General features: G+C 72.3%; 21 protein-coding genes and 1 pseudogene. 13 read left to right on the forward strand and 9 right to left on the reverse strand.

What is annotated here, in order from left to right; translation table 11 throughout:
* Positions 1-251 precede the first annotated feature (251 nt).
* From ACZ51S_RS08920 to ACZ51S_RS08940, 5 genes are all read right to left on the reverse strand, one after another.
* Entirely contained in the window at positions 252-1,322 is a 1,071-nt protein-coding gene (locus ACZ51S_RS08920) for an aspartate-semialdehyde dehydrogenase (RefSeq protein WP_468960303.1), read from the reverse strand.
* Positions 1,319-2,599, reverse strand: a complete 1,281-nt coding sequence (locus tag ACZ51S_RS08925) for an aspartate kinase (protein WP_007264986.1) — start codon at positions 2,597-2,599, stop codon at positions 1,319-1,321. The genes ACZ51S_RS08920 and ACZ51S_RS08925 overlap by 4 nt, the downstream gene beginning before the upstream one ends.
* A 175-nt stretch (positions 2,600-2,774) precedes the next feature.
* A complete protein-coding gene (locus ACZ51S_RS08930) occupies positions 2,775-3,422 on the reverse strand; it encodes a DUF5063 domain-containing protein (RefSeq protein WP_467890258.1) in 648 nt (215 codons plus the stop codon).
* On the reverse strand, positions 3,415-4,014 hold the full coding sequence (gene recR, locus ACZ51S_RS08935; protein ID WP_363057095.1) for a recombination mediator RecR: 600 nt from the start codon (positions 4,012-4,014) through the stop codon (positions 3,415-3,417). The genes ACZ51S_RS08930 and recR overlap by 8 nt, the downstream gene beginning before the upstream one ends.
* Positions 4,015-4,086: 72 nt before the next feature.
* Entirely contained in the window at positions 4,087-4,431 is a 345-nt protein-coding gene (locus tag ACZ51S_RS08940) for a YbaB/EbfC family nucleoid-associated protein (protein WP_388933403.1), read from the reverse strand.
* A 274-nt stretch (positions 4,432-4,705) separates the two neighbouring features.
* Between ACZ51S_RS08940 and ACZ51S_RS08945 the strand changes: the two genes are divergently transcribed.
* Positions 4,706-5,431, forward strand: a complete 726-nt coding sequence (locus ACZ51S_RS08945; RefSeq protein ID WP_468476285.1) for an SLATT domain-containing protein — start codon at positions 4,706-4,708, stop codon at positions 5,429-5,431.
* Between the two features lie 81 nt (positions 5,432-5,512).
* Here the strand turns inward: ACZ51S_RS08945 and ACZ51S_RS08950 are convergent, their stop codons facing one another.
* From ACZ51S_RS08950 to ACZ51S_RS08960, 3 genes are all read right to left on the reverse strand, one after another.
* On the reverse strand, positions 5,513-6,163 hold the full coding sequence (locus tag ACZ51S_RS08950; RefSeq protein WP_388933400.1) for a hypothetical protein: 651 nt from the start codon (positions 6,161-6,163) through the stop codon (positions 5,513-5,515).
* Positions 6,164-6,263: 100 nt separating this feature from the next.
* The gene (locus tag ACZ51S_RS08955; protein WP_468801237.1) at positions 6,264-6,935 is read right to left on the reverse strand and encodes a GntR family transcriptional regulator; all 672 of its coding nucleotides are present in this window, start codon (positions 6,933-6,935) and stop codon (positions 6,264-6,266) included.
* 108 nt (positions 6,936-7,043) lie between these two features.
* A complete protein-coding gene (locus ACZ51S_RS08960) occupies positions 7,044-8,396 on the reverse strand; it encodes an aminotransferase class III-fold pyridoxal phosphate-dependent enzyme (protein ID WP_468476288.1) in 1,353 nt (450 codons plus the stop codon).
* A gap of 163 nt (positions 8,397-8,559) precedes the next feature.
* On the opposite strand from ACZ51S_RS08960, the gene ACZ51S_RS08965 reads away from it, so the two are divergent.
* The 6 genes and pseudogenes from ACZ51S_RS08965 to ACZ51S_RS08990 all read left to right on the forward strand — a co-directional run bounded on the left by ACZ51S_RS08965 (position 8,560) and on the right by ACZ51S_RS08990 (position 12,081).
* Positions 8,560-9,189 carry a DJ-1/PfpI family protein gene (locus tag ACZ51S_RS08965; protein WP_468960308.1) on the forward strand — a complete coding sequence of 210 codons (630 nt, stop codon included), beginning with the start codon at positions 8,560-8,562 and terminating at the stop codon, positions 9,187-9,189.
* Positions 9,182-9,658, forward strand: coding sequence for a MarR family winged helix-turn-helix transcriptional regulator (locus tag ACZ51S_RS08970; protein WP_468476289.1), 477 nt, complete (start codon positions 9,182-9,184; stop codon positions 9,656-9,658). Before ACZ51S_RS08965 ends, ACZ51S_RS08970 begins: the two co-directional genes overlap by 8 nt.
* Before the next feature lie 115 nt (positions 9,659-9,773).
* Positions 9,774-10,321, forward strand: a pseudogene (locus ACZ51S_RS08975) (serine/threonine-protein kinase); the annotation flags it as partial.
* A 114-nt stretch (positions 10,322-10,435) separates the two neighbouring features.
* Complete coding sequence (locus ACZ51S_RS08980) at positions 10,436-10,903, forward strand: hypothetical protein (RefSeq protein WP_468960586.1); 468 nt, start codon at positions 10,436-10,438, stop codon at positions 10,901-10,903.
* An 81-nt stretch (positions 10,904-10,984) separates the two neighbouring features.
* Positions 10,985-11,440, forward strand: coding sequence for a nuclear transport factor 2 family protein (locus ACZ51S_RS08985; protein ID WP_468476291.1), 456 nt, complete (start codon positions 10,985-10,987; stop codon positions 11,438-11,440).
* A gap of 5 nt (positions 11,441-11,445) precedes the next feature.
* Positions 11,446-12,081, forward strand: coding sequence for a LysE family translocator (locus ACZ51S_RS08990; protein ID WP_468476292.1), 636 nt, complete (start codon positions 11,446-11,448; stop codon positions 12,079-12,081).
* Positions 12,082-12,109: 28 nt separating this feature from the next.
* Here ACZ51S_RS08990 and ACZ51S_RS08995 read toward each other — a convergent pair whose 3' ends face one another.
* Positions 12,110-12,589: an HIT family protein gene (locus tag ACZ51S_RS08995; RefSeq protein WP_468801242.1), complete on the reverse strand. Its 480-nt coding sequence runs from the start codon at positions 12,587-12,589 to the stop codon at positions 12,110-12,112.
* A gap of 264 nt (positions 12,590-12,853) precedes the next feature.
* On the opposite strand from ACZ51S_RS08995, the gene ACZ51S_RS09000 reads away from it, so the two are divergent.
* The 6 genes from ACZ51S_RS09000 (at position 12,854) to ACZ51S_RS09025 (ending at position 19,045) form a co-directional block, all read left to right on the forward strand.
* Complete coding sequence (locus ACZ51S_RS09000) at positions 12,854-13,783, forward strand: alpha/beta hydrolase (RefSeq protein ID WP_468476294.1); 930 nt, start codon at positions 12,854-12,856, stop codon at positions 13,781-13,783.
* The gene (locus ACZ51S_RS09005; RefSeq protein ID WP_468801244.1) at positions 13,776-14,987 is read left to right on the forward strand and encodes an acyltransferase family protein; all 1,212 of its coding nucleotides are present in this window, start codon (positions 13,776-13,778) and stop codon (positions 14,985-14,987) included. The genes ACZ51S_RS09000 and ACZ51S_RS09005 overlap by 8 nt, the downstream gene beginning before the upstream one ends.
* A gap of 10 nt (positions 14,988-14,997) precedes the next feature.
* Complete coding sequence (locus tag ACZ51S_RS09010; protein WP_468960312.1) at positions 14,998-16,305, forward strand: sensor histidine kinase; 1,308 nt, start codon at positions 14,998-15,000, stop codon at positions 16,303-16,305.
* On the forward strand, positions 16,302-16,973 hold the full coding sequence (locus ACZ51S_RS09015; protein ID WP_468476297.1) for a response regulator: 672 nt from the start codon (positions 16,302-16,304) through the stop codon (positions 16,971-16,973). The genes ACZ51S_RS09010 and ACZ51S_RS09015 overlap by 4 nt, the downstream gene beginning before the upstream one ends.
* An 87-nt stretch (positions 16,974-17,060) precedes the next feature.
* On the forward strand, positions 17,061-18,389 hold the full coding sequence (locus ACZ51S_RS09020) for a sensor histidine kinase (RefSeq protein ID WP_468960314.1): 1,329 nt from the start codon (positions 17,061-17,063) through the stop codon (positions 18,387-18,389).
* On the forward strand, positions 18,386-19,045 hold the full coding sequence (locus ACZ51S_RS09025) for a response regulator (protein WP_468476299.1): 660 nt from the start codon (positions 18,386-18,388) through the stop codon (positions 19,043-19,045). The genes ACZ51S_RS09020 and ACZ51S_RS09025 overlap by 4 nt, the downstream gene beginning before the upstream one ends.
* The last annotated feature ends 5 nt before the right edge of the window (positions 19,046-19,050 follow it).

A 19,050-nucleotide genomic window follows, 5' to 3' on the forward strand; every position in this document is an offset into this window, starting at 1 on the left:
CGGGCGCGCCTGGGCGCCGCCGCGAGGGAACGATCCCGCTGCGCGCCGGTAGGACGGCCGCGTCCAACAGTGCCTCTGCCACGCCCGTTGGACACGCGTCCCCCCGTCAGGGTTGTACGCGCGAGGCAGAGTCTTCAGCAATTTCCCGATTGCCTTCATGCGTACCCGCTCTTCCCGATTGCCCCATTCATCCAGGCGGCAGTCGGACCATCACCTTGATCAAGGGATCGCCACCGATCCTACAAAGCGAATTACGCGGATTCACCCGCGATCAGTTCCGAGATCTGAGTCGCATTCAATGCAGCGCCCTTGCGCAGATTGTCCGCACATACGAAGAACTCCAGGCCCCTCGGATCGTCGAGCGAGCCCCTCAGCCGCCCCACCCAGGCCGGATCTGTACCGGCCGCGTCGGCCGGCGTCGGGAACTCCCCCGCCGCCGGATCGTCGACGAGCACCACACCCGGCGCGGCCTCCAGGACTTCCCGGGCGCGCACCGCGGCCACCTCCCGCTCGAAGCGCGCCCGCACCGTCAGGGAGTGCCCGGTCACCACGGGGACCTGTACGCAGGTCACGGCGACCGGCAGCGATTCCAGACCGAGGATGCGCCGGGTCTCCGCCCGTACGGCCAGCTCGTGCGAGGACCAGCCGTCCGCCCGCAGCTCGCCGGACCACGGCACCACGTTCAGCGCGAGCGGTGCCGCGAACGGCCCGGTGTCCTCGCCCACGGCACGGCGTACGTCCCCGGGCAGTTCCCCGAGGGGACTCCCGGCTACCTGGGTCAGCTGCCTGCGCAGCGCCTCCGCACCGGCCCGGCCCGCGCGGCTCGCGGCCTGGTACGAGGAGACGACCAGCTCGGCCAGCCCGTACTCGGCGTGCAGTGCGCCCACGGCGGCGATCATCGCGGCCGTCACGCAGTCCGGGCCCGCGACGATCCCGCGCGGCCGGTTCCGTACGGCGTGGGCGTTCACCTCGGGCACCACCAGGGGCACCCTGGGGTCCTCCCGGAAGGCCGCGGACTGGTCCACGACGACGGCACCGCGCGCGGTGGCCACGGGGGCCCAGCGCGCCGACACCTCCGCCGGCGTCAGGAATAGCACGACGTCGCCGGCGCCGAGGCCCTCGAAGGCGTCCTCGGTGAGGGCGATCACCTCGGTCTCCTCGCCGCGGACGGCCAGCACCCGGCCGGCCGAGCGCGGGGAGGCGATCAGGCGTATGTCACCCCAGACGTCCGCCCGCTGGGACAGGATCTGGAGCAGGATCGATCCGACCGCTCCGGTCGCCCCGACCACGGCGAGCGCCGGGGCCGACCGGTGCGGGCTCATCGTCCGGTGCCTCCGTAGACGACGGCCTCGTCGCTGTCGGAGTCGAGGCCGAAGGCCGTGTGTACGGCGATCACGGCCGCGTTGACGTCGTCCTGGCGGGTGACGACCGAGATGCGGATCTCGGAGGTGGAGATCAGCTCGATGTTGACGCCCGCGTCGGACAGCGCCTGGAAGAAGGAGGCGGTGACGCCCGGGTTGGTCTTCATGCCCGCGCCGACCAGGGAGATCTTGCCGATCTGGTCGTCGTAGCGCAGGGAGTCGAAGCCGATCTGCGCCTTCGCCTTCTCCAGGGCGTCGATGGCCTTGTGGCCCTCGGTCTTGGGGAGGGTGAAGGAGATGTCCGTGAGGCCCGTGGAGGCCGCCGACACGTTCTGGACGATCATGTCGATGTTGATCTCGGCGTCCGCGATGGCGCGGAAGATCGCCGCGGCCTCGCCCGGCTTGTCCGGAACGCCGACGACGGTGATCTTGGCTTCGGAGACGTCATGGGCGACTCCGGAGATGATGGCGTGCTCCACCTGCTCGTCCCCTTGCGACTCGGGCTTCTCGTTGCTGACCCAGGTACCCGGCAGTCCGGAGAAGGACGAACGGACGTGGATCGGAATGTTGTAGCGGCGCGCGTACTCGACGCAGCGGTGCAGGAGCACCTTGGAGCCGGAGGCCGCGAGCTCCAGCATGTCCTCGGAGGAGATCCAGTCGATCTTCCGGGCCTTCTTCACGACGCGGGGGTCCGCGGTGAAGACGCCGTCGACATCGGTGTAGATCTCGCAGACCTCGGCGTCCAGCGCCGCGGCGAGCGCGACGGCGGTGGTGTCCGAGCCGCCCCGGCCGAGGGTGGTGATGTCCTTGGAGTCCGCGGAGACACCCTGGAAGCCGGCGACGATGGCGATGTTGCCCTCGTCCAGCGCGGTGCGGATGCGGCCCGGCGTCACATCGATGATGCGCGCTTTGTTGTGGACCGAGTCGGTGATCACGCCTGCCTGGCTGCCGGTGAACGACTGGGCCTCGTGGCCCAGGTTTTTGATCGCCATCGCCAGCAGGGCCATGGAGATCCGCTCTCCGGCGGTCAGCAGCATGTCGAATTCACGCCCGGCAGGCATCGGGGATACCTGCTCGGCGAGATCGATCAGCTCGTCCGTCGTGTCGCCCATCGCGGAAACCACGACGACCACCTGGTGGCCGTTCTTCTTGGCATCCACGATCCGCTTGGCGACGCGCTTGATGCCTTCGGCATCGGCTACGGAGGAGCCTCCGTACTTCTGCACGACAAGGCCCACGTGCGCTCCTCGCTCGGTCCGTCTCATTTGCTGGTGCAGTCTAACGAGCGGCCGGGATCCGACCGCCCCGTACCACATCATGAGATGAAAAGATCAGCGGAACGGTTGCCACGCGGACACCACTAACCGGCCGGAACCGGCAGGAACCGACCGGAATCACCCTGCACGCACTCGCTTACTTGCGGCCCAGCTGGCCGAGCTCCTCGGCCATGACCGCGCCGGCCTGCTCCGCGAGGTCGTCCTCGGTCATGTCCTCGTCCGTGTCCAGGCCGTCCAGGGCGGCGAGCGGCTGGTCGAGCCGTACGTGGGCGATCAGCGACTGGAGGGCGCGCAGCATCGCCGAGGCGGTGGGGCCCCAGTTGGTGAAGTACGAGAACTGCCACCACCACAGGGCCTCGGTGACCCGGCCCGCCTGGAGGTGGATGAGCCCGTGCCGCAGGTCGGCGACCACGTCCGCTAGGTCGTCGGAGATCCGGTGGGCGACCGGGGTCTTGCGCGGCTCGTAGGGGTCGAAGACCTCGGAGTAGACGTCGACCGGCTCCAGCATCAGGGCGAACCGCTCGCGCAGGTCGTCCACGTCCGGCTCCGGGCCCAGGTCGGGCTCGTAGCGCTCCTCGGGGAGGACGTCCTGGTACGCGCCGAGCCGGCCGCCCGCCAGCAGCAGCTGGGACACCTCCAGGAGGAGGAAGGGAACGGCGCTGTCCGGGTCCTCGCCCTTGGCCACCTCGGTGACCGCGACGATGAAGGACTCGATCTGGTCCGCGATCTGGACGGCGAAGTCGTCCGGATCCTGGCCCTGGGCGTGCAGCGTTGCGTCAGACATCGAGAAGTCGCCTTCCTTCAAAGGCCCGCCCGAGCGTGACCTCGTCCGCGTACTCCAGGTCTCCCCCGACGGGGAGCCCGCTGGCCAGGCGGGTGACCTTCAGGCCCATGGGCTTGATCATGCGGGCGAGGTAGGTGGCGGTGGCCTCGCCCTCCAGGTTCGGGTCGGTCGCGAGGATCAGCTCGGTCACCGTCCCGTCCGCCAGTCGCGCCAGCAGCTCACGGATGCGCAGGTCGTCGGGTCCGACGCCCTCGATCGGGCTGATCGCCCCGCCGAGGACGTGGTACTTGCCCCGGAACTCGCGGGTCCGCTCGATCGCGACGACGTCCTTCGGCTCCTCGACCACGCAGATGACCGTCGTGTCGCGGCGCGGGTCACGGCAGATCCCGCACCGCTCCTCCTGCGCCACGTTCCCGCACACCGCGCAGAACCGGACCTTGTCCTTGACCTCCAGCAGCGCGTGCGCCAGGCGCCGCACGTCGGTGGGCTCGGCCTGCAGGATGTGGAAGGCGATCCGCTGCGCGCTCTTGGGCCCGACGCCGGGCAGCCTGCCCAGTTCGTCGATCAGGTCCTGGACCACGCCTTCGTACAACGGACTGCCTTCTTTCGTAACGGGCGGGAGGGGTGTCGTGGGTCTGCGGAAGGGTCTGCCGGGGCGGCGGGACTAGAACGGCAGGCCGGGGATGCCGCTGCCGCCGCCCAGCGCCTGGGTCAGCGGCCCCAGCTTCTGCTGCTGGAGCGCCTGTGCGTTCTCGTTGGCCGCCTGGACCGCCGCGACCACCAGGTCGGCGAGGGTCTCGGTGTCCTCCGGGTCCACGGCCTTGGGATCGATGACGAGGGCGCGCAGTTCACCGGAACCGGTGACGGTCGCCCTCACGAGGCCGCCGCCGGCCTGGCCCTCGACCTCTGCCACGGCCAGCTCCTCCTGGGCCGCCGCGAGGTCCTGCTGCATCTTCTGGGCCTGCTGAAGCAGCTGCTGCATGTTGGGCTGGCCACCACCGGGAATCACAGGTACTCACTCCGTACGTCGCAACGGCTGCGGATCGCCTTCGGGGAAGGCTCGGTCAATCCGAGCCTACGTGCTCCCCGGGCGCCGCGCCCTACGCCGGGAGGACCAACTCTTTCGGGTGAGAGGCCGGGCGTGCGCGTCCCTGCTGAAGCCCTCCTTGCGGGCGGAAAACCGGGGATTCGTCGTCCATCGCGTGTCATTCGAAGGTAGGAAGAGCATGCGCACCATTGCGCACACGCGCACCACACGTCAGCGCAGGCAGAGGGAGTGCCGGGTGAGTCAGCCGGAGATGCAGCCCGAGGGGCCACCCCGGGATCCCGCAGAGGACGGCGACCTCACCGGGCGGCCGTTCCCTCTCGGGGACTGGGGAGAGCCCGCCGAGCGGCTCGACGAGCTCTACCGGCGGGTGGAGGCCGATGCGCTGCGCACGGCCGAGTGGTACCTGTCCGACCGGGCGTGGAAGCGCCGGGGCGCGCGGACGCTGCGGGCGGGCGCGGCCGTCGGCGCCGTCACAGGCGCGGCGATGCCGCTGCTGGAGCTGACGGGCTCCGCCCCGGGCGCGGCCTCGTACGGCTACCTGTCGCTGCTGCTGGCCGCGGCCTGCCTGGCCTGCGACCGGTTCTTCGGGCTGACCTCCGGCTGGATGCGGGACGTGGCGACGGCGCAGGCCGTGCAGCGGCGGCTGCAGACGCTCCAGTTCGACTGGGCCTCGGAGAACGTGCGCGAGGTCCTGGGACCCACCGAGGGGACCGCCAGTGAGGCCGCCGAGCGGTGCCTGACCGTGCTGCGCCGCTTCTCGGAGGACATCACGGAGCTCGTGCGCTCGGAGACGGCCGACTGGATGGTGGAGTTCCGGGCCGGGTCGGCGCCGCTGCTGATGCAGTCCCTGACCGGGGCGCCCGCCCGCCCGGACCCCGGCATCCCCCCGGCCCGTTTCCCGCTGCCCCCGGGCACCCGCCCCAACATGCCCCGGCAGCGGCCCCCGGAGCAGCCGCGCTGAACACGGGGGCGCGCCGCTCCCGGGGCGGCGCGCCGGCGGGGCGGGTCAGGCGGGTCAGGCGGGTCAGGCGGGTCAGGCGGGTCAGCTGAAGATGATCATCGAGCCCTGGCCCAGGCTGCGGGTCGCCGCCGCGTGCAGGCCCAGCCACACGTGCCGCTCCCGGGCGAAGGGACTCTCGTCGTACGGAACGGGCCCCGCCGGCTCCTCCAGCGAGGTCGGCCCCCCGGGCGGCGCCGGAGCGGCGGGCGGGTTCGCCGGGTCTATCCCGATCGCGGGGGCCACGAAGGCGAGCTCCCGCAGCAGCCCCTGCGCCGAGCCCAGCGGGCCGCCCCCGGCCAGCAGCTCCTCGTTCGCCAGCGGCGCCGTGAAGTCCACCGGGACGTAAGCCCCCGCGTGGTCGTAGTGCCACACCAGGTGCGACTGCTGCGCCGTGGCCTCGAACATCTCCAGCAGCTGCTCGTAGTCCCCGCCCAGCTCGTCCACCGGCGTCACCGGCAGCCCGCAGATCTGGAGCAGGTACGCCCGCCGCAGGAAGTGCAGGGCGTCGTAGTCGAAGCCGGCCACCGGGGCCACGTCCCCGCTCAGGCCCGGCATGTACGCGAACACGGGCACCGACGGCAGGCCCGCCTCGCCCAGCGCCTTGTCGTACGAGGCGATCTCTTCCGCGAAGGGGTTGTCGGGGCTGTGGCACAGCACGTCGACAAGAGGGACCAGCCACAGGTCACAGGCCACGCGGGCTCCGATCAGTCGTTGCCGCCGATCGGGCCAGGGTAATGCTCCGGACACGCTCCGCGAAGGGGTGCGCAGGACCCGGCCGGGCGGACCGGCGGGGTCAGAGGCTCGCGGCCCAGTCCAGCCCGTGCTGGTTGTACGCGCGCATGATGCGCCGTACCTCGTCGGCGTCGGCCAGCGTCACCGCGTCCACCAGCTCGTTGTGCCCGTCCCAGAGCGCGGCCCGCAGCTCCGGGGCCCCCTGGAGGTGGGGCACCGAGAAGACCCAGCACTGCACGCGGATGCGGTGCAGGAAGTCCGAGATGTAGGTGTTGCCGACCAGTTCGCTGAGCTCCCGCCAGAAGCGCAGGTCGTAGCCGATCAGCACTTCGAGCGAACCGCTGCGCGCCGCCCGCCGCGCCTCCTCGGCCCGGCGGCGCACGGAGACCAGCAGTTCTCCCGTGCCGAGCGGGGCGCCGCGCTCGACGAGCCGCCGGAAGATCCCGTCGAGGACCAGCGTCCGGGCCTCGATCATCCTCCGGAAGTCGTCGACCGTGTAGACCCGCACCCGGAAGCCCCGGTGCTGCACCGACTCCAGCAGTCCCTGCGCCGAGAGGTCGACCAGCGCCTCGCGCACCGGGGTCGCCGAGACCTCGTACTGCTCGGCGATCTGTTTCACGGTGAACTCGGTACCCGGAGGGAGACGCCCCGCGAGCACCTCGTCACGCAGCGCGTCCGCGATCTGCTGCCGAAGGGTGTTGCGGGTGACACCTCCGCTCCGGCTGCCTGGCATAGGGGGTCCGCTCCTCCATAGATCTTCGGACACCTTAGGCCAGACAGCGCGGCCGAAACCGAGCGGTCTAGGACCGGTATGCGGACATATCGCCCACCATCCGGTACCTCACGCCCCGACCGTGTGGCGGTCGGCCACCGTCAGCGCCTCGTCGAGGAGGGCCAGGCCTTCCTTGGCCTCGGCTTCCGTCACGGTGCAGGGCGGGACGACATGCGTCCGGTTCATGTTGACGAAAGGCCACAGCCCGGACGCCTTGCAGGCCGCCGCGAATTCGGCCATAGGGGCGTTGGCGGCACCCGAGGCGTTGTACGGGACGAGCGGCTCGCGCGTCTCCTTGTCGCGTACGAGTTCCAGCGCCCAGAAGACGCCCAGCCCGCGGACCTCCCCGACGGAGGGGTGCCGCTCGGCGAGGTCGGCCAGCCCCGGGGCGATCACCTCGGCGCCGATGCGGGCGGCGTTCGCGACGATGCCCTCCTCCTCCATCGTGTTGATCGTGGCGACGGCGGCGGCGCAGGCCAGGGGGTGGCCGGAGTACGTGAGCCCGCCCGGGTAGGGGCGGGTGGCGAAGGTCTCGGCGATGGCGGCGGAGATGGCGACGCCGCCGAGCGGCACGTAGCCGCTGTTCACGCCCTTGGCGAAGGTGATCAGGTCGGGGGTGACGCCCCAGTGGCCGGCGGCGAACCACGCCCCGGTGCGCCCGAAGCCCGACATGACCTCGTCGAGGATGAAGACGATGCCGTGGCGGTCGCAGAGCTCGCGCACGCCGGCCAGGTAGCCGGGCGGCGGGGTCATGATCCCGGCCGTACCGGGCACCGACTCCAGGATGATCGCGGCCACGCTCTGCGGGCCCTCGAAGGCGATCGTGTCGGCGAGGTGGGTGAGGGCGCGCTCGCACTCCTCGGCCTCGGTGGCGGCGTGGAAGGGCGAGCGGTAGAGGTACGGCCCCCAGAAGTGGACGACACCGGCGGAGGCGGTGTCCGAGGGCCAGCGGCGCGGGTCGCCGGTCAGGTTGATCGCGGCGGCGGTGGCCCCGTGGTACGAGCGGTAGGCGGAGAGCACCTTCTGACGGCCGGTGTGCAGCCGGGCCATGCGTACGGCGTTCTCCACGGCCTCGGCGCCGCCGTTGGTGAAGAAGATCTTGTCGAGGTCGCCGGGGGTGCGCTCGGCGATGAGGCGTGCGGCCTCGGAGCGGACGTCCACGGCGAAACCGGGCGCGAGGGTGCAGAGCCTGGCGGCCTGCTCCTGGACGGCCGCGACCACCTTGGGGTGCTGGTGGCCGATGTTGGTGTTGACCAGCTGGGAGGAGAAGTCGAGGTAGCGGTTGCCGTCGTAGTCCCAGAAGTACGAGCCCTCGGCGCCGGCCACGGCCAGCGGGTCGATCAGGGACTGGGCGGACCACGAGTGGAAGACGTGAGCGCGGTCGGCGGCCTTGACGGACGCGCCGGTGACATGAGGGGTCATGCGGTCACGCTAGAAGTGCGCAGGTCGGAAGGGATATCGGCGGACTGTATGGGGGTGGGGGGCGGCTCTCGGCAGTCTGTCTGCCGGCACCGCCATTGACAGCACCCTCCCAAAATGACAGCCTTCTGTCATACACTTCGTCCTGCGTCCGGAGGCGAGCACCATGACCGAGACCCCCGCCAAGCCCGTCCACCTCGCGGTCTACGACACCTGGGCGGACTGGGAGACCGGCCACACCACCGCGCACCTCGCCCAGCGCGGCCACGCGATCCGCACCGTCGGCTTCGCCGCCGGCACCCCCGTGACCGCGATGGGCGGGGTCCGGATCCTGCCGGACCTGTCCCTCGCCGACTTGCGGCCCGAGGACTCCTCATTGCTGGTCCTGAGCGGCGCCGCGCTCTGGGACACCGGTGACGACCTGGCCCCCTTCGCGGCCAAGGCCCGCGAGTTCCTGGCGGCCGGAGTGCCCGTCGCGGCCATCTGCGGAGCCACGGCGGGCCTCGCGCGGGAAGGCCTGCTGGACGGACGCCCGCACACCAGCGCGGCCGCGTTCTACCTCGCGGAGCAGCCCGGGTACGGCGGCGCGGGGCAATACGTGGAGGCCGACGCCGTGACGGCGGGCGACCTGATCACGGCGGGCCCGACCGAACCGGTGGCCTTCGCGCGGGAGGTCTTCGCCCGGCTCGGCGTGTACGAGCCGGACGTGCTCGACGCCTGGTACCGCCTCTTCCACGACTCCGACGCGAGCGCGTTCCCGGTCCTCATGGCCGCCGCGGAGGCGGGCGATGCCTGACCCGCTCTCCGTACCGGCCCGGCAGGACCTCCTCAGCCGCACCGCGCTCGGCGTCTTCCGGCTCAACGGGCAGTTCCTCTCCGTCTCGGAGGAACTGGCCCGCCCGGCCGGACTGACGGCCGCGCGCTGGCAGGTGCTGGGCGCCGTACTGCGGGAGCCCCTGCCGGTCGCCGGCATCGCCCGGGCCATGGGGATCACCCGGCAGAGCGTGCAACGGGTCGCCGACCTGCTGGCGGCCGACGGCCTCGCCGAGTACGTCCAGAACCCGGCCCACCGGCGTGCGAAGCTGCTCCGCCCGACGGAGGCGGGCCGCGCCGCGATCGCCCGCATCGACCCGGGCCACGCGGCGCTGGCCAGCCGGCTGACGGCAGCCCTGGGCGAAACCGGCCTCGCCGAAACGGCCGCCGCGCTGGAACGCCTCTCGGCGGCCCTGGCGGCCATCGCCTCGGAGGACCGGGAAGCCTCCTGAGCCCGGGCGGGCGGCCACGGCCGCCCGCCCACCACCTCCCTCCCGCCGCCGGCCGCACCGCACCGCACTACGCTCGCCCCGTCCGGCCGGCCCAGGGGGAAGGGACCACCCGGCGATGGAACAGCTCCACCCCGCCGATCCGCACCACATCGGCCCCTACCGCCTCCTGTCCCGGCTCGGGGCGGGCGGCATGGGCCAGGTCTACCTCGCGCGCTCCGACCGCGGCCGCACCGTCGCGGTCGAGCTCGTCCACCCCGCTCTGGCCCTCCGCGAGGAGTTCCGCTCCAGGTTCCGCCAGGAGGTCGCCGCCGCCCGGCGCGTCGGCGGCGACTGGACCGCGCCCGTCCTCGACGCCGACACCGAGGCGGCGACCCCCTGGTTCGCCACCGGCTACGTCGCCGGACCGAGCCTGCGCCAGGTCGTGGCCACGACTTCGGCCCACTGCCCGCCCGCACGGTCCGGATCCTCGCGGCCGGACTCGCGTACGCCCTCCAGGACATCCACCGCGCCGGGCTGATCCACCGGGACCTGAAGCCCTCCAACGTACTGCTCACCCCCGACGGCTTCCGCGTCATCGGCTTCGGCATCGCCCGCCCCCTGGAAGGCGCCGGCAGCGGCATGACCCGGACCGGGGAACTCATCGGCTCGTCCGGGTTCATGGCTACGGGCCGCCGCCCGCCGTTCCCCCGTCCCGCCCGGAGACCGCGTCGACGGTTTTCCTCGCCGCGGTGGCAGTGGTCGTCGCCGCAGCCGCGGGGGGGCACGGTGTACGCCGTGATGAGCGAGGGCCCCGCGTCCCCGCCGCCGGTGGTGGCCACCGGCAGCCCGGGCGGCTCCACGGACGCACCGGGTTCCGGATCCGCTTCCGGTTCCGGAAGCGGATCCGCTCCGGCCGCCGCGAGCCCGGGAAGCGGGACCCCGGCGGGCCGGTTCCCGCAGGCCTACGCCGGCACCTGGCGGGCCGCCTCCGGCTCCACCAGCTGGCGCCTCACCCTCACCCCCGGCGCCGTCGGCGACTCCGTCATGTCGTTGCGGGTCGAGAACCCGGCGTACTCCTGCTCCTGGCGGGCCACCCTGCGCAGTGCCCTGGACCCGGTGGAACTCGACGCCTCCACCGTCACCTCCGGAGCCCCACCCACCTGCACCCCGGGCGGCTGGAGCCGGCTGCTGCTGCTGTCCGACGGGAGCCTGCTCCGCGAGCTGGACGGGGGAGCCAATCCCCCTCTCAGGTATGAGAGGGAGTAGCCGGAAGCCGTTTGTGTCGAAGTCAATAAGCCTGCAAACAGACCTTGTTGCGTACGAGGCGCCCATCGCACACTGCGGCACATGGAGCCCTTGAAGGTAGTGGCACAACTGTGGGAGCGGATCGAGGCACGCGACTGGGACGGCGTGGCCGGGCTCGTCGCCGAGGACGCGGTCATCGAATGGCCGGTCAGCGGCGAGCGGATCGTCGGCAGAACCAACTTCATCGCCGTCCTCAGTGACGAGGCGGACGGCACCGGCGGCACGGACGGCCCGGGAGCCACAGGCGGCACCGGCGGCACGGGAGGCACCGAGGAGCGGTCCATCGGCTCGGTCGAGGTCCTGCGCATCCTCGCGGACGGAGACCTCGTCGTCACCGAGGTGGAGATACCCGAGGACCACGTCCTCTACCGGGCCGTATCCCTGTGGACGGTGCGCGACGGACAGGTCGTCGGAGCCCGCGAGTACTGGACGAGCCCTGGACAGGACCCTGCGCCCCGCTGGAGAGCCGTTTACGTAGAACCCCTGGTGGCAGACTGAGCCGTGTGCTCACGCAACTCGCCGCGGCCACCGGCGTCCTCGCCCTGCTGACCCTCGTACCCGGCCCCGACATGGCCATCGTGACCCGGCGGGCCGTCTCGAGGGGACGGGCCGACGGGCTGCGCACCGTCGGCGGGATCGCCGCCGGGCTTCTGCTGTGGGGCGCCCTCACGGTGGCCGGGCTCGCGGCGCTGCTCGCCGCCTCGGCCGAGGTGTACCTCGTGGTCAAGCTGGCGGGAGCGGCGTACCTCTGCTTCCTCGGCGCGCAGTCCCTGCGCCGTCCGGGCGCCGGGGCCGTGCTGGACGACACCGCCCCCGAGCCGGTCGGCCGCGCCGCGCGCGGCCGCGGCAGTGCCTGGCGCACCGGTCTGGTCAGCAACGCCCTCAACCCGAAGATCGCCGTGTTCTACACCGGTCTGCTGCCCAGCCTCGCGCCGCCGGACCTGAGCCCGGCGGCGGGGATGGCGCTCCTCGTCCTGGTCCACGTACTGCTGACGCTGGCCTGGCTGAGCACGTACGTCTACGTCCTGTCGCGCGCCCGGCGGTTCTTCACGCGGCCGCGCGTCCGCCGGGCGATGGACCGGGTGACGGGCATCGTCCTGATCGGCTTCGGGGTGCGCGTGGCCACGTCCACGGCGTAGCTCCCGGGTAGGGGCCGGGGCCCGGCGGCTATGCGAGCAGGCGGTCGAGCTCCTCGGTGATGGCGGCCCTCGTCCCGTCGTGGCGGGGCGCCAGCGCGTGGCGGTCGCCGCGCCAGCACTCCTCGTCCTCGTAGAGCCAGACCGGCATCCGGACGAGGTCCTCGGGCTCCCAGTCGTAGCGGGGCCAGATGTGGGCGTGCAGGTACGGGTCGGTGTTGCCGAGGATCTCGATGTTCACGCGGCGGAAGGCCGGATCGAGCCGCGCGCAGGCGCGCTCGACGGCCTCGGCGAGCCGCTCCAGGTCGGTGAGGTACGCCATCCGGCGCGCCGGGGCCAGCTCGGAGAGCCGGGTCACGGCGGGGTCGTCGGTCAGCAGCACCGAGTACCCGGGCAGGAACTGCCGGTCCCCGATGACCGCGAATCCGGCGTCGAGGCGGCGCAGGACGGTGGGGTTCTCGCCCCGGTGGGCGCTGCCGATGCGGTCGTGCCGCCAGTCGGTCACGTTCATTCCGAGACCCTAACCGACCGCGTTGAAGGCCCCTTTGTCCGTCCGCGACCGTGCGGCGTGGGGTGCTGTGTGCCCGTCGCGGTGTTCGTGAACCGGTGGAGAACGGCTGTGGGCTGGCTCTCGGGTACTGCCGGTCATACCTGAGAGCCACCTCTGAAGCCCGCTCCGCAGCGGGACGCCGACGAGGGGTTCCGATTCCTAACTTCGTTGCCAGAGCGGGCGCCTGCCCGCCCTGGCAACGAAGGACAGGAAGAGGATCCCGAGATGAGCACTGGCAGCCGCCTCCGCCGCACCCTGCTCGCCGGTCTCGTCGCCGCGGCCGTCGTGCTCCCCGTGTCCGCCGCCGCGTCCCCGCGGATCCCGGCGCCGGCGCCGGGCGCCGTCCCCGAGTCCGCCACCCTGCAGAGCCGGTACGCAGCCGCCCTCACCGGTATCACCGAGGCGGCACGGACGGCCGCGGACACGGGCCACGGCGGCCGGGCGTCGAGACTGCGGGCGATGGCGGGGTCCGGAGCGCAGTTCCTCACCTTCGACGGCCGCGGACAGGGCCGCGCGATAGAGGTGTTCGGCGATCTGGGCAGAGCGGACCGGATCGCGGTCCTGGTACCGGGCTCCGATACGAACCTGGACACCTACCAGCGCTTCCGCGAGGGGGCGCTCGCCCTCGAGCGGCGGCTCCGGGCCGAGCATCCGCGCGCGGCGGTGGTGGCCTGGCTGGGTTACGACACGCCGGGCACGGTGAGCACCACCGTGCTGACCGCCGCTCGCGCCGACCGGGCCGCAGCCGAACTGGAGCCGTTCCTCTCCCGGTTGCGGGGCCTGGCCCCGGCCGGCGCCCGTGTCTCCCTGCTCTGCCATTCGTACGGCTCGGTGGTCTGCGGCCGGACCCGTACCGGCCCCGAGGTCACGGACATGGCCCTCTACGGCAGTCCGGGCGCGGGAGCGGCCTCCGCGTCGGATCTGCCGACCACCGCCCGGGTGTGGGCCGGCCGGGGTGCCGGTGACTGGATCGGCGGTGTTCCCCATGTCCGGCTGGGCGGGGTCGGGTTCGGTACCGATCCCGTGGATCCCGCGTTCGGAGCGCGGGTCTTCGCGACGGGCTCCGCCGGGCACAGCGACTACCTCAAGCCCGGCACCGAGTCCCTCGCCGGCCTGGCCCGCATCGTCCTCGGAGCGGAGGCCCCGCATGCGTAGGCTGCACCGCCGCTGGTCGGACCTCGCCGACCGCGTCGAGGGCGCGACGCCGGCCCACCGGGACCGGTCCGTGGACGCCCTGCGGGCCCTGGCGATCCTCGGGGTGGTCCTCGGGCACTGGCTGGTGACCTCGCTGACCAGTACCGACGGGGGTCTGCGCGGAGCGAGTCCGCTGGCCCACATGCCCTGGCTGGCACCGGTCTCCTGGGTCTTCCAGACCCTGGCCGTGTTCTTCCTGGTCGGTGGGCATGTCGCGGCCCAGGGCTACGCGTCGGCGCGGGCGCGCGGGACCACGTACGGCAGCTGGGTCCGCCGGCGCCTGGGCCGGCTGTTCCGTCCGGTGGCGGCGGTGCTCGTGTTGTGGGCCGTCGTGGCGGGAGGGCTGCTGCTGGGCGGCGCGGAGTGGGACACCGTCCGGACCCTGCTCCGGCTGGTGTGGTCGCCTCTGTGGTTCCTGCTGGTGTTCGCCGCGCTGACCGCTGCCACCCCGCTGGCGGCCCGGCTCAGCCCGCTGTGGCCGGTGGCCGTGGTGGCGGGGGTCGACGTGTGGAGGTTCGGCCTGGGCGGGCCGGAGTGGATCGGCTGGGTCAATGTCGCGGCGGGCTGGCTCGTCCCCTACACCCTGGGCGCCGCCTGGGCCGGGGGCGCGTTCAACCGGCGCCGTCCGGCCCTGCTGCTGCTGGGCGGGGGCGCGGCCGCCACCGCCGCACTGGTCCTGTGGGGCGGGTATCCGGCGTCGATGGTGGGGGTGCCCGGAGCGGCGGTGTCCAATCTGAACCCTCCGACGCTCGCCGCCGTGGCCTTCGGGCTGGCCCAGTGCGGGCTGGCTCTGCTGGCGCGCGGGCCGCTGGCGCGGGCCATGCGGCGCCGGCCCCGGAGCTGGGCGAAGGTGGCCCTGATGAACCTGTCCGCGATGACCGTGTTCCTCTGGCACCAGACCGCGATGATGTCCGTCACCGCTCTCGGGCTGCTGGTCTCGTCCGACCTGCCGGGCCTGCACACGGTGCCGGGTACGGCGGGCTGGATAGCCGCCCGGCTGCTGTGGCTTCCGGTGTTCGCGGCGGCCCTGGCCGTCTGCTGGGCCGCTTTCCACATCCACGAGCGGCCGCGCGGCCGCCGGGCCCCGCGGACGGTCCGCACCGGGCCGGCGTCGCGGCCCCGCGGCCCCCTGCGGCCGTCCGACCGGGAGGCCGCCCATGCCTAGTCTGGCCCGTGTGACCCAGCGATCCGTCCCGCCCGCCGAGCCGTCCACCGCTGAGGGCGGCGCCCTGCTCCAGGAACTGTTCACCCTGCGGCGGGATCCGCTCCCGAAGATGTCGCGGCCCCGGTGGCTGAGCCGGCTGCCGCAGGTGGTGGTCGTGTACCTGGCCGTCTTCTTCGGCTTCCTGACCAACCAGCAGCTCTTCGACCACTACCACGTCACGGGCGGACCGCCAGTGGTCATGTCCCTCATGACGGGACTGTCGATCGGGCTCGCGCTGTCGCGGCCGGTCGCCGCCTGGTGGCTCGGTCTGATCACGACCGGAGTGATCGCCTACGCGATCCACGATCACGTCGGGCAGGGGCAGACCTGGCCCTGGATGCCGGGCGCCGTGCTCTCCTTCGTCCCGCTGGTCCTGCTGGTCGCCCTGCGGGTACCGGCCCGGGTGACCGGAGCGGTCGTGGCCATCTCCCTGGCCTTCACCGGCCTGGCCGAACTGCTCTTCAGGCCGGAGCGGAGCGCCAGCAGCTTCTTCCTGTCCGGCCTTGCCTTCGGCTTCGCCGGGCTCCTCGGATACGCCCTGCGGGCGACCCGGCTGGCCCGCGGCCGGCTCGTCGCACAGGAGACGCTGACGGAGGAGGAGCGGGCGCGGCGGACGCTGCTGGAGGAGCGCAGCCGGATCGCCCGCGAGCTGCACGACGTGGTCGCCCATCACATGTCGGTGATCTCCATCCAGGCGCAGGTCGCCCCGCACCTGGTGGAGAACCCGTCGGCGGAGCTGAAGGAGAACCTCGCGGGCATCCGGCAGAACGCGCTGGAGGCCCTCACCGAATTGCGCCGTGTCCTCGGCGTGCTGCGCTCCGAGCAGGCCGACGATCCGGCGAACCCGCACCATCCGCAGCCCACCCTCGCCGAGCTCGACGGCCTCGTGGCCAACGTGCGGGGGGCCGGGCTGGAGGTGACCACCGAGATCGCGGGCATACGGCGGCCGCTGGCCCCCGGTGTGGAGCTCACCGCCTACCGGATCGTGCAGGAGGCTCTGAGCAACTGCCTTCGGCACGCCCCCGGTTCCCGGGTGGAGGTGGGCATCGCCTACGGGCCACGCGATCTGCACCTGTGCGTCGCGAACTCCGCCCCGACCCGGACGGCCCCGCCCTCGCCCGGAGCGGGGCACGGGCTGCTCGGCATGCGGGAGCGGGCGGGCATGCTGGGGGGCGAACTGGCCGCGGGCCCGCGGCCTGACGGCGGGTACGAGGTGAGCGCCGTCCTCCCGCTGGATCCGCCAGGAGGTTCGCCCTCCGAGATGAAGAAGGACGTATGAGCACTCCGATCAGGGTGATGATCGCCGACGACCAGATGATGGTCAGACAGGGTTTCACCGTCCTGTTGAACGCCGAGCCCGACATCGAGGTGGTCGGCCAGGCCGTGGACGGCGCGGACGCCGTGACGAAGGCCGGGGAACTCGCGCCGGACGTGGTCCTGATGGACATCCGCATGCCGGGGATGGGCGGTATCGAGGCCACCTCCGTCATCACGGGGACACCTGATTCGGCGGTGAAGGTCCTGGTGCTGACCACCTTCGACCTGGACGAGTACGTGTACGAGGCGCTGCGCGCGGGCGCGTCCGGTTTCCTGCTGAAGGACGCTTCCGCCGACCAGCTCGCCGAGGCCGTGCGGGTGGTCGCGGCCGGGGAGGCCCTGCTGTCACCGAACATCACGAGGCGGCTGATCACCGAGTTCTCCCGGCTGGGCGCTCCGCGCGCACCGTCCAGGGCGCGGATCGAGGAGCTGACGGAGCGGGAGACCGAGGTCCTGTCGCTGATCGCCCAAGGCCTGTCCAACGCGGAGATCGCGGCGCATCTCGTGGTGGCCGAGCAGACGGTGAAGACCCATGTGGGCCGGATCCTGTTGAAGCTCGGCCTGCGTGACCGGACCCAGGCCGCGGTGTTCGCCTATGAGACGGGGCTGGTCCGCCCGGCGGGCTACTGAGGGGCCCGTGTAGTACCTGAGGGGGAGGCCGTTATATCCCCTTCAGCGGCGACGCGGTCGAGGGGGGCGGCGGCCTACGGTTTGGACATGACCGAGACGACCACCGGGGTGACCCCCCGGACCCCCGAACTGCGGCTGGCTTCGGGCCTGATCCAGAGCCTGCGGGACGACCTGCTCACCGATGCCTTCGCCTACCGGCCGCTTCCCCTGATGCGTACGGACGGGCCGCTGGTGCGCCGGCTGCCCCAGGGGATACGCGCCAAGGCGGCCTACCTGCCGCATGCGGTGGTGGTCGCCACGGCGTTCTTCGTGACCGTGCTCGCGAGCACCGACAACTTGTACGGCGGGCCGCCGCTCCAGTTCCTGCTGCTGGGGCTGCTGGCGGCGGCACCGGTGCTGATGACCCTGGTGCGGCCCGCGGGCGCGTTCTGGGTGGTGCTGGCCGTGACCACCGCCCTGTCGATGGTCTCCGACCGGACCATGACCTGGCCCTGGTCGCCGAGCACCTTCCTCGCGACCCTGGCCGTCATGACCTTCGTGGCCGTGCGGGTCCGGCCCCGGGCCGCCGGGTGGATGTGGGTCATCACCCTGCTGTACGGGACGGTCCTCCCGGTCCTGGTGGGCGACTGGGACGGCACCACGGTCGCGCCGATGGCCTTCTTCTCGGCGGTGGCCCTGCTGGCGGTGACGGTCCGCAACACCCGCAAGGAGGCACGGCGGGCGGTCATCGCCCAGCAGGAGGAGACGGCCGTGGAGCGGGACCGGCGGACCCTGCTCGAGGAGCGGACGACCATCGCGCGGGAGCTGCACGACGTGGTCGCGCACCACATGTCGGTGGTGGCGATCCAGGCCGAGGCGGCCCCGTACCGGGTGAAGAATCCGCCGCCGGAGCTGGAGGCGGCCTTCGTCACCATCCGGGAGAACGCGGTGGCGGCGCTGACGGAGCTGCGCCGGGTGCTGGGTGTGGTGCGGTCCGCGGACTACGAGGCGCCGGACGCCCCGCAGCCGACGCTGGCCTCCCTGGACGGGCTGCTGGCCAATGTGCGGGAGGCGGGGCTGCGGGTGGACAAGACCGTCACGGGTGCGGTGCGCGAGCTGCCGCAGGGCGTGGAGCTGTCGGCGTACAGGATCATCCAGGAGGCCCTGAGCAACAGCCTGCGGCACGCTCCGGGTGCCGTGGCCGGGGTGGAGGTGTCGTACGTACTGGGCGGCCTGGGGATACGGGTCGTCAACGGCCCGGCGTCCGGTGACGTCCGGCCTTCGCCGGGAGCCGGGCACGGCATCACCGGGATGCGGGAGCGAGTGGCGATGCTGGAGGGGGAGATGACGGCCGGGGAGACCGCGGCGGGCGGGTACGAGGTGGCCGTCTTCATACCGGTGCGCAGCCGGCCCCAGTCCGAGGAGGAGCCGGCATGACGATCCGGGTGCTGATCGTCGACGACCAGATGATGGTCCGCGAGGGTTTCTCCGTCTTGCTGAACGCGATGGAGGGCATCGAGGTCGTCGGAGAGGCCGTCGACGGCAGGCAGGCCATCGCGCAGGTGGCGGCCCTGCGGCCGGACGTGGTGCTGATGGACATCCGGATGCCGGAGTTGAACGGTCTGGAGGCGACACGGCAGATCGTGGCGGCGGACTCGGACGCGAAGGTGCTGGTCCTGACGACCTTCGACCTCGACGAGTACGTGTACCAGGCGCTGCGGGCGGGGGCGTCCGGGTTCCTGCTGAAGGACGCCTCCGCCCGGCAGCTGGCGGAGGGGGTCCGTGTGGTGGCGGCCGGGGAGGCACTGCTGGCCCCGTCGGTGACGAAGCGGCTGATCTCGGAGTTCTCGAAGCTTTCGGAGGTGCGGAGGACGGCGGATCCGTCGGGGGTGGCTGAGTTGACGGAGCGGGAGACGGAGGTGCTGGTGCTGATCGCGCAGGGTCTGTCCAACGGGGAGATAGCGGACCGGCTGCTGGTCGCGGAGTCCACGATCAAGACGCATGTGAGCCGGATCCTGGTGAAGCTGGGGCTGCGGGACCGGACCCAGGCCGCGGTGTACGCCTACGAGACCCGGTTGGTGACGCCCGCTTAGCGAGG

The sequence above is a fragment of the Streptomyces sp. NPDC034043 genome (assembly GCF_055575675.1).